A 12448-nucleotide genomic window follows, 5' to 3' on the forward strand; every position below is an offset into this window, starting at 1 on the left:
GCCCGGCGTGTCGCACCGCCAACCTCATGATCGACGGGGTGGGGTCAGGGGTGGTGAGGGTCAGGGGCGGTGGGGGTCAGGGGCGGTGGTGCATGGCCAGGCGGAGCAGGAGGAAGCGCAGGGCCGTCGCGGCCAGGTTGGCCGTTACCAGGACGGTCAGCTCCAACGCGCGGTTCGGGGTTGTGGTGGCGTGCAGCACGGCCAGGGAACCGCTGGTCAGGGCCAGGCCGAGGGCGAACGCGAGCAGGCCCTGGACGTGGTGCCGGCCGGCGTGGCGGCGCCCGGTGACCCCGAACGTGAGCCGCCGGTTGGCGGCCGTGTTGGCCACCGCCGTGAGCAGCAGCGCCAGCAGGTTCGCCGGCTGCGCCCCGAGCGGGCCGCGGGCCAGCAGGAACAACAGCAGGTACGCGAGCGTGCTCGCCACGCCCACAGCGGCGAACCGGGCGAGCTGGCGCGGCAACCCGATCGGCACCTGCGCCGGCAGGGCCGGCAACGGCCCTCGGCCGAGCTGGGCGCGTAACTGCGCCAGCGGCAGCGCCCCGGTCACCAGCGCCCGGCCCAGCCGCCCGATGCCGCGCAGGTCGGCCAGCGCGGTGGCGACGATGTCGACCCGGCTGTCCGGGTCGTCCACCCAGTCCACAGGCACCTCGTGGATGCGCAGCCCGGCCCGCTGCGCCAGGACCAGCAGCTCGGTGTCGAAGAACCAGCCGGTGTCACGCACCAGCGGCAGCAGCTCGGCGGCCACGTCGGCGCGGATCGCCTTGAACCCGCACTGGGCGTCGGAGAAACGCGCCGCGAGCGCCCCACGCAGCAGCAGGTTGTAGCCGCGCGAGATGACCTCCCGCTTGGCGCCCCGGACCACCCGGCTGGTCCGCGCCAGCCGGGTGCCGATGGCCAGGTCCGAGTGCCCGGAGATGAGCGGGGCCACCAGCGGCAGCAGCGCGGCCAGGTCGGTGGACAGGTCCACGTCCATGTACGCGAGCACCGGCGCCGGCGAGGCCGACCAGGCGGCCCGCAGTGCCCGCCCGCGGCCCTTCTCGTCCAGGCGCAGCACCCCCACCCCGGGCAGCTCGTCGGCGAGCGCCCGCGCCACCGCCGGGGTGCCGTCCACGCTGGCGTTGTCGGCCACAGTGATCCGGAACGGGTACGGGAAGTGCGCGGTCAGGTGCGCGTGCAGCCGCCGGACGCAGGGCCCCAGATCGGTCTCCTCGTTGTAGACCGGGACCACCACGTCGAGCACCGCGCTGCCGGCGGCGGGCCGGGCCTGCACGGCGGCCCGGGGCGCGTACGTGCCAGTCATCGCTCAGCCCTGCTTTCCGCTGCTCAGGTCGTACACGGTCACGCCGTCGACGGTGGTGGCGGTGAAGGTCTCGGTGACCCACGCGGCGATCTCGGCCGAGGCGTTGCTGCCGCCGTCGGCCCGGAACCCGCCGCCGCCGAGGAAGTAGTGGATCCGCCCGTCGGCGACGTACCGCTGGAACTGGGCGAGCGTCGGCGACGGGTCGCTGCCGTTGAAGCCGCCGATCGGCATGACCGGCCGGCCGGTCGCCAGCTGGTAGCCGGAGGCGTTGTTCGAGCCGATTGTCGCGGCGACCCAGGTGTAGTCGTCGGCGTCGGCGGTGAGCAGCGCGGTCATCTCGGCGCTCGGCTCACGGGCGTCGAGCAGCCCGCCCATGCCGCCACCGCGCTGCCCCCGCCCCTCCTGCCCGGTCCCGCCGTCCTGCCCGGGGAAGCCGCCCTGCCCCGGGGTGCCGCCCGGCGCGGTGCCGCCGTCCTGACCTGTGCCGCCGTCCTGACCTGTGCCGCCGGACGCGCCCGGGGCCGAACCACCACCAGGGAATCCGGGGAACCCACCGGCGTTCGCCCCGCCGTCCTGGCCGGTACCGCCCGGGCCGGAGCCGTCGGAACCCGTGCCGTCCGAGCCGGTGCCGTTCGGGCCACCTGGGAAGCCCGGGAACTGCCCGTTCCCGCCGCCCGGCATCCGCCCGCCCGGTCCGCCCGGTCCGCCGAAGCCACCAGCTCCGGCCGGCCCGGCACTCGGGATCGAGCCGCTGTGGGGGGTGGCAGCGGTCTGCATCGCGTACGCGGCAGGCCCGGCCAGCGCCACCGCGATCCCGGCGACGGACACCACCGGCACCACCCACCGCACAACCCGCCCGGCAAACCCAGCCCCGGGCCCCGCCGCCACCCCCGTCTCCGAGTTGACCAAGGAGTTCGCGTCACTTTGAACGCCGTTCCCGGACGCGAACTCCTTGATCAGCGCCGAGGTGGCCAGGAGGGCTGCGGTGGTCAGGCCCACGGCCAGGATTGTGGAGCGCAGCCATGGGTGCCAGTCGGCGGTGCGGCCGAGCAGGTGCCAGGACCACCAGGCGGTGACCGCCAGCGTGCCGGCCAGGACCAGCGTGGCGACGAGCGCCCGCCGCCGGCCCGGAGCCGCGACGACCGAGGCACCCGCGACGACCGGCGCATCCGCCACAGCGGGAACCGGAGCCGCCGCGACTGCCTCGACCGGCGCCGAGCGGGCGCGCCGCAGCAGCGTGACGCCGATGCCGGCCAGCGCGCCGACCGCCGGGGCCAGGGCGACCGTGTAGTACGCGTGGAAGATCCCGGACATGAAGCTGAAGATCAGTCCGGTGACCAGCAGCCAGCCGCCCCAGAGCAGCAGACCGGCCCGGGTGCGGTCGGTACGCGGTGCCCGCCCGGCCAGCCACAGCCCCGCGACCAGCAGGATCAGCGCGGCCGGCAGCAGCCAGGAGATCTGCCCGCCGACCTCGGTGTCGAACATCCGCAGGAGACCGGTCTGACCGGAGAACGGCCCGCCGCCTCCCCCGCCGGGCCGGCCGCCACCGCCGCCCACGCTGCCGACCTCGTCGCCGGTGATGCGGCCCAGCCCGTTGTAGCCGAGCGTCAGCTCCAGGATGCTGTTGTTCTGCGAGCCGCCGATGTACGGGCGGGCGCTCGCCGGCGCCAGCTCGACGATCGCCACCCACCAGCCGGCGGAGACGACCACTGCGAGCCCGGCCAGCAGGAGCTGCCGGATCCGCCGTCCGAGTCCGGTCGGCGCGGCCAGCAGGTAGACCCCGGCGAAGACCGGGATCACCAGGAACGCCTGGAGCATCTTGGTGAGGAAGCCGAAGCCGACGAGCACGCCGGTCAGCACGATCCACCGCGTGCTCGCCGTCTCGACCGCGCGCACCGTGGCGTACGCGGCGGCGACGAGCAGGAACACCAGCAGCGCGTCCGGGTTGTTGAACCGGAACATCAGCGTCGCCACCGGGGTGAGCGCGAGCACCGCGCCGGCGAGCAGGCCGGCGGCCGGGCCGTACCAGCGGCGGACGGTCGCGTACAGCACGCCGACGGAGGCGACGCCGAGCAGTGCCTGCGGCACCAGGATCGACCAGCCGCTCAGGCCGAAGATGCGCACCGAGAGCGCCATCAGCCACAGCGAGGCGGGGGTCTTGTCCACTGTGATCGAGTTGGCCGCGTCGGACGAGCCGTAGAAGAACGCCGTCCAGCTCTGCGACCCGGCCTGCACGGCGGCGGAGTAGAACGCGTTGGCCCAGCCGGAGGCGCCCAGGCCCCACAGGTAGAGCAGCGCGGTCGCGACCAGCAGGCCGGCCAGGGCCGGCCGGGCCCAGCGCGGATCGCGGCCGGTGCGGGTCTCCTCAGGTACGGGCGCGGGGGCCGGCTCGGTGCCGGGTGGACCGGCCGTGGGCGCGGTCGGCAGGCTCTCGGTTCGGTTCATGCCGGCAAGCCTCGGCGGGCCCGCTGGCCCGCTCCCGTGAGCGGCCTATGCGTCGGCTGTGGATCCCGGCAGCCAGACCGTGAACGCGGTGTGGCCGGGCCGGCTGACCACGTCGACCCGCCCGTGGTGCGCCTCGACCACGGCGGCGACGATGGCCAAGCCCAGGCCGGTGCTGCCCTGCGCGCGGGAGCGGGAGGTGTCGCCGCGCGCGAACCGCTCGAAGACCTCCGGCTGCAACTGCTCCGGAATGCCCGGCCCGTCGTCGGTGACGCGTAGTTCGACGCCGCCGGGCGCGGGCGCGAGCCGGACCGTGACTGTGGTGCCGGCCGGGGTGTGCACCCGCGCGTTCGCCAGCAGGTTCGCCAGCACCTGGTGCAGCCGGTGGGCGTCGCCGGTGACGGTGAGCGGCTCGTCGGGCAGGTCGAGTTGCCAGCGGTGGTCGGGCCCGGCGACGTGCGCGTCACTGACCGCGTTCACGGCCATGGCGGTCAGGTCGACCGGCTCGGCGGCGAGCGGGCGGCCGGAGTCCAGCCGGGCCAGCAGCAGCAGGTCGTCGACGAGGCTCGTCATCCGGGTGCTCTCCGACTCGACGCGGCGCAGCGCGTGCGCCACGTCGGGCGGCACCTCCTGGCGGCCCCGGCGGGCCACCTCGGCGTACCCGCGGATGGCAGCGAGGGGGGTGCGCAGCTCGTGGCTGGCGTCGGCGACGAACTGGCGTACCCGGGTCTCGCTGGCCTGCCGGGCGGCGAGCGCGGCGGCGACGTGGCCGAGCATCCGGTTGAGCGCGCCGCCGACCTGCCCGACCTCGGTGCGGGGGTCGGTGTCGGCGGCCGGCACCCGCACGGACAGGGCGACCTCGCCGCGGTCGAGCGGCAGTTCGGTGACCCGGGCGGCGGTGGCGGCGACGCGGTTGAGCGGCCGCAGCGTCACCCGGACGATGAGCAGACCGAGGGCGCCGGCGATGACCAGGCCGGCGCCGATCACCCCGGCCTGCGCGACGAGCATCCACATGACGGTGTCGTCGACCTGGGCCAGCGGGATCGCGAGGACCAGCACGTCGCCGTCGCCGCGCGGCGACGGGAGCGCGATCGCGCGGTAGTCGCCCCGGTCGCCGACGACGACTGTGTGCGGGCGGTCGCCGACGGGTACGCGGGCCAGCGCGGTCAGGTCGGCGGCGGGCACCTCCTCGCTGTCGCCGTTTCCGGACCGGACCCGGCCGACGGGTTCGGCGGCGGCGGGCACCCGGACGGCGATCGAGCCCGGCGGGAAGCCGCCAGGGGGGTCCGGCGCCACCTCGTCGGAGTCCGGCGGGGTGGGCCGCTGGTCCGGTCGCGGCGGGTCGACGCCGCGGCGGGCCCAGCGTTCGAAGTCGGCGGGCCGCCGGTCGCCGAAGGTGAGCTGGTTGTCGATCTGGTCGATCAGGAAGTGTCGCAGCGCGACTGTGGTCAGGCCGCCGATGCCGATGCTCACCAGCGCGAGCAGCGCCACCACGGAGAGCACCAGGCGGCGGCGCAGCGACCAGCCGGCCAGGCGGCGGCGCAGCCGGCCGCCCCTGTCACTCGGCGGGTTTGAGGACATAGCCCGCCCCGCGCAGCGTATGGATCATGGGCGCGCGGCCCGCGTCGATCTTCTTGCGCAGGTACGAGATGTACAGCTCGACCACGTTGGCCTGGCCGCCGAAGTCGTAGTTCCACACCCGGTCGAGGATCTGCGCCTTGCTGAGCACCCGGCGCGGGTTGCGCATGAGGTAGCGCAGCAGCTCGAACTCGGTGGCGGTGAGCGTGATCAGGTCGTCGCCGCGGCGTACCTCGTGGCTGTCCTCGTCGAGGGTGAGGTCGCCGACGGTGAGCACCGCCTCCTGGCGGGCGGCGACCGCGAAGCCGGAACGGCGCAGCAGCGCGCGCAGCCGGGCGATCACCTCCTCCAGGCTGAAGGGCTTGGTGACGTAGTCGTCGCCGCCGACCGTGAGCCCGGCGACGCGTTCCTCCACCGCGTCGCGGGCGGTCAGGAACAGCACCGGCACGCTCGGGAACTGCTCGCGCAGGCGGCGCAGCACCTGGAAGCCGTCCAGGTCGGGCAGCATCACGTCGAGCACCACGGCGTCCGGGCGGAACTGGCGGGCGGTGGTGACAGCCGCCATGCCGCTGCCGGCGGTGGCGACCTGCCAGCCCTCGTACCGCAGCGCCATCGAGAGCAGGTCGGTGAGTGTCGGCTCGTCGTCGACGACGAGCACCCGCACCGGTTCGCCGTCCGGTCGGCGCAGCTCGATGCGACCCTGCGCGGACTGCGCGTTCATGACCATGCCCCCATCGTGGGCGGACCCGCTGTCGGCGGGCTGTCCCGATCCTGTGTACCAGCTGTGCGCGCCGCGCGGCGGCGATCCGGGCAGGTCGACGGGGTCTTCCGCACCGGGGCTACCCGGTGGTAACTTCCCGGCATGTCCATCGATGGTCGTTTTTCCGGCCGGTTGGCCGGCAAGGTGGTGCTGGTGACCGGCGCGGCCCGGGGCATCGGCGAGCACACCGCCCGCCTCGCCGCGGCGCGCGGCGCGCGGTTGTCCCTCGTCGGGCTGGAACCCGACCGGCTCGCCGCGCTCGCCGCCGAGCTGGGCCCGGGGCACGCCTGGTTCGCCGCCGACGTCACCGACCAGGACGCCCTCGCCGCGGCGGTGGATGGGACACTCGCGACGCTGGGCGGGATCGACGCGGTGGTGGCGAACGCCGGGGTGGCCAACCGCGGCACGATCGCCGTCGGCGACGTCGAGGCGCTGGTGCGTACCGTCGAGGTCAACCTGATCGGGGTGATGCGCACCGCGGCGGCGACCGTGCCCGCGCTCGTCGACCGGGGTGGCTATCTGCTGATCGTCTCCTCGGCCGCGGCGTTCGCCGCGCTGCCCGGCATGGCGGCCTACTGCGCCTCCAAGGCCGGCGTCGAGCAGTTCGGCAACGCGGTCCGGCTGGAGCTGGCACACCGGGGCGTGGCGGTCGGCACCGCCCATCCGTCGTGGGTGGACACCGACCTGGTCCGCGAGGCGCGCGCCGACCTGCCGGCCTTCTCCACGGCGCTGGCGAAGCTGCCCTGGCCGCTGCGGCGTACCACAACGGTGACCGAGTGCGCCGAGGCGTTCGTCCGGGCGATCGAGCGCCGCAGCCGCCGGGTGTACGTGCCGCGCGCCGTGGCCGGCGTGCAGGCGATGCGATCGGTGCTGGTCAGCCCGCTGGCCGACCGGTTGGTGGGCCGCACCGCCCGGGCCACCGTGCCGCTGATCGAGGAGCAGTCCCGGGCGCTGGGCCGGGGCTTCGGCGCCAGCACGCCGCAGGGGCGGCCGTGACCGCGCCGGTGGACGTCGTCTACGAGCGGCGGGGCACCGGGCCGACGCTGGTGCTGCTGCACGGCATCGGTCACCACTGGGCCGCCTGGCGTCCGGTGCTGGATCGCCTCGCCGAGGCGCACGACGTGATCGCCGTCGACCTGCCGGGCTTCGGCCGCTCCCCGGTGCCCGCCGCCGGGCTGCCCGCCGACATGCCCGGGCTGGCCGTGGCCATGGTCGAGCTGTTCGCCGCGTTCGGGCTGGAACGCCCGCACGTCGCGGGCAACAGCCTCGGCGGCGCGATCGCCCTCGAACTGGCCGCGATCGGCGCGGTCTCCTCGGCCACCGCGCTGTCGCCGGCCGGGTTCTGCACCGCGCGCGAGCTGCGCTGGGCGCTGACGGTGCTCGCGCTGCACCGCAACGCGGCCCGGCTGCCCGAACCGGTGCTGCGCCGCCTGTTCGCCGCGCCCGCGCTGCGGATGCTGGCGATGGGCATGATCCTGGCCCGGCCCAACCGGATGGCCCTCGACGACGCGCTCGCCGACGCCCGCGCGCTGCGCCAGGCACGGGCGTTCCGCGCCGTCGCCCGCGCCGGCCGGGGGTACGCCTACGCGGGCGCGCCGACCGTGCCGGTCACAGTCGCGTGGGGTACTCGGGACCGGATCCTGCCGTACCGGCAGGCGGCGCTGGCGCGTACCCGGCTGCCCGCCGCGCGGCACCTGGACCTGCCCGGCTGCGGGCACGTGCCCATGCACGACGACCCGGAGCTGGTCGCCTCGGTCATCCTCGGCACCACCGGCGTCCGGCCGGCCTGACGCGCCGCGTCCGGCCGCTGCGAGACGACCTCACTCGGTCGCGCCGAACGGGAACGTGTGCACGTACCGCATCGTCCAGCCGCCGGGCGACGCGTGGTCGTCGCGCTCGTAGAGGTGGTCGGCCACCCCCTCGGCCGGTTCCTCCGGATGACGCAGCACCCACCGGGGCGGCGGCGCGCCGTCCGGCCCGGCGGGCAGGTCCCGGGTCAGTTCGTCGGCCGGTCCGCCGACGAACCGTACGCGCACCACGGCCACCGCTGCCCTCCGTCCGTCGACGCCCTCGCCGCGAAGCTACCCCGCCGCGGCGCCGCCCCTCGGCGGTTTGCACAGCTCCGGGGCCGGGTAGCGGGACCGGAGGGCACCGGACGAGGCGAGGAGTGGCGATGAGGACGCTGGGCGGGCGGTACGAGCTCGAACAGCGAGCCGGCCTGGGTGGCATGTCGGAGGTGTGGCGCGCGCACGACCGCGTGCTGGACCGGACCGTCGCGGTGAAGCTCATCTCCCCCGCACTGGACGGCGACGCCGGCTCGGTGGAACGGATCCGGGCCGAAGCGCGTTCGGCGGCGCGGCTGGTGCACCCGAACGTCGCCAGCGTGCACGACTTCGGCACCGCGACGCTGCCGGACGGACGCCCGGTGCCGTACATCGTGATGGAGCTGGCCGAGGGCGAGACGCTCGCCGCGCACCTGCGCACCGGGCCGCTGGACTGGCGGATCGCGGTACGGGTCTGCGCCGAGGTGTGCGCCGCGCTCGCCGCCGCGCACGCGCACGACATCGTGCACCGGGACGTCAAGCCCGCGAACGTGATCCTCACCCCGTGCGGGGTGAAGGTGCTCGACTTCGGCATCGCCACTCCGGCCGGCGCACCGGACCACACTCCGGACGGCGTCGTCGTGGGCACTCCGGCGTACCTGGCGCCGGAGCAGCTCGACCGCCGGCCGGCCACCCCGGCCGCCGACATGTACGCGCTGGGCGTGCTGCTGTACTACTGCCTCACCGGTGAACTGCCGTACGAGGCCGGCACCACCACCCAGCTGCTCGGGTCGCGCCGCCGCCGGCCGCCCCGCCCGCTGCCCGAGGTTCCCGGCCTGCCGGGCGAGGTGGCCGAGCTCGTCCGCCGCTGCCTCGACGCCGACCCGTGCGCCCGGCCGACCAGCCCGATGGCCGCGCTGCTGCTGGCCGAGGCCGTGGACGCCCGGGTCTACGTGCCGATGACCGCGATGCTGCCCCGGCAGCGCGCGCCGCAGGTGTCGCCGTGGACCAGCCGGGCCGCCGCCGAGGCCACCGAGGCGATGGCCGTCGACGCCGCGCCCGGCGGCCGGATCGGCTGAGCACTCCTACTGCCTGCTCGGGCGCGGTTTCGCCGGTCGGGGTCCGGGAACGCGGTCCGGTGAGTGACGGGAGGAACGCGATGCCGGATCCGAGTTCCTGGCTGGCCGAGACGGCCACGGCGACCGCGGCGGGCGGTCACGTACGCACCGACGACGGCGGGCTCTCCTCCGCCCTGGCGTCCCCGCTGGCGCCGCACTGCACCGGCCTGACGCCGGAACAGCTCCTGGCCGCGGCGTTCGCCTCCTGCCTGCACCACGCGGCGGTGGAGGCGGCCGGGGAGATCACCGACGAGGCGCACACCGTGCAGGTGACCGCCGAGGCGAAGCTGGGCCGCGACGACGACGGCCGCTACCGGGCCGACGTGCACGCCGAGATCTCCTCGGCGGGACTGACCCGGGACCAGCTGGCCGACCTGGTCGCGTACGCCGACCGGCTCTGGCCGTTCTCCAGCGGAGATCCGAGCCGGCACCGGCTCACCGTGACCCCGGCGGAGAACGGCCGGCACTGAGAGGTCACCAGCGGAAGCCGGCGGTGACCGCGCGGTGGTCGCTGTCCGGGGTGTGCAGCACCCCGGCGGCGGTCGGCGTCAGTCCCCGGTAGAGGACGTGGTCCGGGCGGGTGACCGGCAGCCCGGCCGGCCAGGTGAACCCGAATCCCTGCCCGGCCTCGGCCTGCGCGTCGCCGAGCAGCCGGGTCAGCGGGTCGAAGACCCGGTCGGTGGTGGCGGTGTTCAGGTCGCCGAGCACCACCAGCCGGTCGGCCGGGTCGGCACGCACGGCGTCGGCGAGCGCGGCGACGGTCTGGTCCCGGGTGGCGGTGTGCCCGGCCCGCGCGGAGCCGAGGTGGACCACGTACACGGCCAGGTCGCCCTGAGGCGCGGCGACCACAGCCCGCAGCGCGCGGTCCCAGCCCAGCCCGGTGTCGACGCCGTGCGCCTCGCGGATCGGCCACCGGCTCCACAGCGCGACAGTCGACACCACCGCCCGGTGCGGGTAGCGCTCGGCCAGCACGGACGCCACCCGGTCGCCGTCGGCGACCTCCTGGAGCCCGATCAGGTCCGGGGCGTCGTCGGTGAGCGCGCCGACGGTGGCGGCCGGGTCGGGGTTGCCCACGCGCAGGTTCTGGCTGACCACGCGGACCGCGGCGCCGTCCGCGCCGGCGGCCGGGGGCAGCCACGCGCGGCCGTAGAGCCCGGCCCAGACCAGGGCCGGCAGCAGCACCGCCAGCAGCGCCGGCCGGGAGCGGCGCAGCAGCGCCGCGAGCGCGAGCAGCGGCACGGCGATTCCGAGCAGCGGGGTGACGCTGTCCACCAGGCTGCCCAGGCCGTGCACGTTCGGCACCAGCCGGTGCCCGGCCAGCAGCAGCGTGAGCAGCACGGCGCAGAGGATGACGACGGCGCCGCGCCGGCTGCGGGGGCCGGGCGGGCGCTCATCGACCATCCGCTGCGTCACCGTCGGAATCGTATCGAGCGCCCGGGTCGCCGCGCGGCGGCGTCGCCATGATCCACGGTCTCCGCACCGTGAGCCGCCGGATCGCGAGGAGTCGATCCCGGCGGGTCGGCGGACCGCCGCCGGGCGAGAGACGGCCGACCAGGGCACCCTCGGCCGAACGGTGGAGCCGGGCGTCGGCCGCCGCCGGGTCGACTCGGCGTCCGTTTCGCACCACCGAAACCGACATAGGCATTCTTCCGGGTACGCGCGGTTAGCGGTTTTCATGATCCGCCACCCCTGATGTCGCCCGCGAATCCGGCAGATTGTGGCGCATGCCACCAATCACCCCGATGGCAAAGGGCCGGAAGCTTTCTAGCCTCGGCGGGTGCACCCCGACGACCCCGATCATCAGCCGTTGCCCGCCAACCGCCCGGTTCGCCGAACGATTGACCCGGCATCAGCCGAACGGAGGGTGGGGCGTCACCGCGCCCCGGAACCGCCACGACGCGGCCCGGCCCGGTCCGTGCCCGGCCGGATCGCGGTGGCCACCGGCGTCACCTGCTGCCTCGGCCTGATCGGCGTGGCGGGCGTCGGCGAGACCGGCCCGGCGCACCTGGAGGTACGCGAGGCGGTCGCCGACCGGGCCGCCGCCGACCAGCGCGCCTCCCGCGACTTCACCCGGGTCGCGCCGCCGGCCGTCGCGGCCCTGCCGCCGCCGGCTCCCACGCCCGGCACCACGGCGACGAAGAAGCCGCCGCGCAAGCCCGTGCTGCCCGCGCGCCCCCGGCCGGTCGCCGGCCTGGACCAACGGCAGATGGACAACGCCAAGGCCATCGTCGACGTGGGGCGGGAGATGAAGATGCCCCGCCGGGGCCTGGTCGTCGCAGTCGCCACCGCCATGCAGGAGAGCAACCTCTACAACCTGGCCAGCGACGTGCTGCCGCAGTCCTTCGACCACCCGCACCAGGGCAGCGGCTCCGACCACGACTCGGTCGGGCTGTTCCAGCAGCGGCCCAGCAGCGGCTGGGGCACCGTCGCCCAGCTCATGCGGCCGGCGTACGCGGCCCGGGCCTTCTACGCCGCGCTGCGCGAGGTGCCGGGCTGGGAGGACATGAGCGTCACCGCCGCCGCCCAGGCGGTGCAGGTGTCCGCCTACCCCGACGCGTACGCCCGGCACGAGAAGCGCGCCACGACCGTGGTGTCGGCGCTGGTCTGACCCGGCGCCGGTCAGGCGGAGCTGCGCCCGGCGCCACCGGGCCGTACGCTCGCCGCGGCGGTGGGGGTGTCCACCGCCACCCGCTCGCCCCGCGCCCCGGCCAGGATCTCGTCGACCCGGGACTCCCGGCGGCGGCGCGCCAGCAGGGCCGCCTCGAACTCGCGGCGCGCCCGCACGGCCTCGGCGTACGCCTCCTCCCGCAACCGGCGGGCCTCCTCACGTGCGGCCTCCAGCTCGGCGCGAGCCTGCGCCAGCAGCTCGGCGGCCTCCCGTTCGGCGACGGACGGGTGGGACGCGGCCGGCTCGACCGGCGCGGTACGGCGATGCAGGAAGTCGCACAGGTGCACGGCGTCCGACCGGATCTGGTCCCACTCCCGGCCGGCCCCGGCGGCGCCCTCCGCTCGCGCCGCCAGCCGACCCAGCCGCAGGCTCAGCTCGTCCAGACAGGCGTCGACCTGCCGCCTGTCGTAGCCGGTCTCCACCACCGAGAACCTCATGCGTCGCCCCCCAGGCAGCCGGTGCGCGTCCCCACCTGCCGATCCTGCGGTCCCCGCGCTCCCGGGCGCGGCCGTTCCCACAAAATGTTCAGGATGCGGAGGC

Annotated in this window: 12 protein-coding genes; 5 read left to right on the forward strand and 7 right to left on the reverse strand. The window is 75.6% G+C overall.

Going from position 1 to position 12448, the window contains the following annotated elements; translation table 11 throughout:
* Positions 1 to 76 precede the first annotated feature (76 nt).
* Genes BFV98_RS06005 through BFV98_RS06020 form a run of 4 tightly spaced genes read right to left on the reverse strand, consistent with a single transcriptional unit; the run spans position 77 to position 6047 of the window.
* Positions 77 to 1300 (reverse strand): dolichyl-phosphate beta-glucosyltransferase, encoded by a 1224-nt coding sequence (locus tag BFV98_RS06005; protein WP_071095280.1) that lies wholly within the window; start codon positions 1298 to 1300, stop codon positions 77 to 79.
* Positions 1301 to 1303: 3 nt separating this feature from the next.
* Positions 1304 to 3745, reverse strand: a complete 2442-nt coding sequence (locus BFV98_RS06010) for a glycosyltransferase family 39 protein (RefSeq protein WP_071095282.1) — start codon at positions 3743 to 3745, stop codon at positions 1304 to 1306.
* A gap of 45 nt (positions 3746 to 3790) precedes the next feature.
* On the reverse strand, positions 3791 to 5323 hold the full coding sequence (locus BFV98_RS06015; protein WP_071095283.1) for a cell wall metabolism sensor histidine kinase WalK: 1533 nt from the start codon (positions 5321 to 5323) through the stop codon (positions 3791 to 3793).
* Positions 5301 to 6047 carry a response regulator transcription factor gene (locus tag BFV98_RS06020; RefSeq protein WP_030269147.1) on the reverse strand — a complete coding sequence of 249 codons (747 nt, stop codon included), beginning with the start codon at positions 6045 to 6047 and terminating at the stop codon, positions 5301 to 5303. Before BFV98_RS06020 ends, BFV98_RS06015 begins: the two co-directional genes overlap by 23 nt.
* A gap of 135 nt (positions 6048 to 6182) precedes the next feature.
* On the opposite strand from BFV98_RS06020, the gene BFV98_RS06025 reads away from it, so the two are divergent.
* Together BFV98_RS06025 and BFV98_RS06030 are read left to right on the forward strand one after the other, a co-directional pair.
* Entirely contained in the window at positions 6183 to 7076 is an 894-nt protein-coding gene (locus tag BFV98_RS06025) for an SDR family oxidoreductase (protein ID WP_013477029.1), read from the forward strand.
* Entirely contained in the window at positions 7073 to 7870 is a 798-nt protein-coding gene (locus BFV98_RS06030) for an alpha/beta fold hydrolase (protein ID WP_071095285.1), read from the forward strand. The genes BFV98_RS06025 and BFV98_RS06030 overlap by 4 nt, the downstream gene beginning before the upstream one ends.
* 30 nt (positions 7871 to 7900) lie before the next feature.
* Here the strand turns inward: BFV98_RS06030 and BFV98_RS06035 are convergent, their stop codons facing one another.
* Positions 7901 to 8125: a hypothetical protein gene (locus BFV98_RS06035; protein WP_013285996.1), complete on the reverse strand. Its 225-nt coding sequence runs from the start codon at positions 8123 to 8125 to the stop codon at positions 7901 to 7903.
* A gap of 128 nt (positions 8126 to 8253) precedes the next feature.
* Between BFV98_RS06035 and BFV98_RS06040 the strand changes: the two genes are divergently transcribed.
* Together BFV98_RS06040 and BFV98_RS06045 are read left to right on the forward strand one after the other, a co-directional pair.
* Entirely contained in the window at positions 8254 to 9201 is a 948-nt protein-coding gene (locus BFV98_RS06040) for a serine/threonine-protein kinase (protein ID WP_071095287.1), read from the forward strand.
* 80 nt (positions 9202 to 9281) lie between these two features.
* Complete coding sequence (locus BFV98_RS06045; RefSeq protein ID WP_013285994.1) at positions 9282 to 9710, forward strand: OsmC family protein; 429 nt, start codon at positions 9282 to 9284, stop codon at positions 9708 to 9710.
* Between the two features lie 4 nt (positions 9711 to 9714).
* Here the strand turns inward: BFV98_RS06045 and BFV98_RS06050 are convergent, their stop codons facing one another.
* Entirely contained in the window at positions 9715 to 10653 is a 939-nt protein-coding gene (locus BFV98_RS06050) for an endonuclease/exonuclease/phosphatase family protein (RefSeq protein ID WP_244879761.1), read from the reverse strand.
* Positions 10654 to 11017: 364 nt separating this feature from the next.
* On the opposite strand from BFV98_RS06050, the gene BFV98_RS06055 reads away from it, so the two are divergent.
* Complete coding sequence (locus BFV98_RS06055; RefSeq protein WP_369830062.1) at positions 11018 to 11848, forward strand: hypothetical protein; 831 nt, start codon at positions 11018 to 11020, stop codon at positions 11846 to 11848.
* Positions 11849 to 11859: 11 nt separating this feature from the next.
* Here the strand turns inward: BFV98_RS06055 and BFV98_RS06060 are convergent, their stop codons facing one another.
* A complete protein-coding gene (locus BFV98_RS06060) occupies positions 11860 to 12345 on the reverse strand; it encodes a H+transporting two-sector ATPase B/B' subunit (RefSeq protein ID WP_013285991.1) in 486 nt (161 codons plus the stop codon).
* Positions 12346 to 12448 lie beyond the last annotated feature (103 nt).

This window comes from Micromonospora sp. WMMB235 (assembly GCF_001855515.1).
Lineage (GTDB): Bacteria > Actinomycetota > Actinomycetes > Mycobacteriales > Micromonosporaceae > Micromonospora > Micromonospora aurantiaca.

Coding starts and splice junctions, on each gene's coding strand:
- BFV98_RS06060 (WP_013285991.1), bottom strand. CDS start 12,345: ATGAGGTTCTCGGTGGTGGAGACCGGCTACGACAGGCGGCAGGTCGAC.
- BFV98_RS06045 (WP_013285994.1), top strand. CDS start 9,282: ATGCCGGATCCGAGTTCCTGGCTGGCCGAGACGGCCACGGCGACCGCG.
- BFV98_RS06025 (WP_013477029.1), top strand. CDS start 6,183: ATGTCCATCGATGGTCGTTTTTCCGGCCGGTTGGCCGGCAAGGTGGTG.
- BFV98_RS06005 (WP_071095280.1), bottom strand. CDS start 1,300: ATGACTGGCACGTACGCGCCCCGGGCCGCCGTGCAGGCCCGGCCCGCC.
- BFV98_RS06020 (WP_030269147.1), bottom strand. CDS start 6,047: ATGGTCATGAACGCGCAGTCCGCGCAGGGTCGCATCGAGCTGCGCCGA.
- BFV98_RS06040 (WP_071095287.1), top strand. CDS start 8,254: ATGAGGACGCTGGGCGGGCGGTACGAGCTCGAACAGCGAGCCGGCCTG.
- BFV98_RS06010 (WP_071095282.1), bottom strand. CDS start 3,745: ATGAACCGAACCGAGAGCCTGCCGACCGCGCCCACGGCCGGTCCACCC.
- BFV98_RS06015 (WP_071095283.1), bottom strand. CDS start 5,323: ATGTCCTCAAACCCGCCGAGTGACAGGGGCGGCCGGCTGCGCCGCCGC.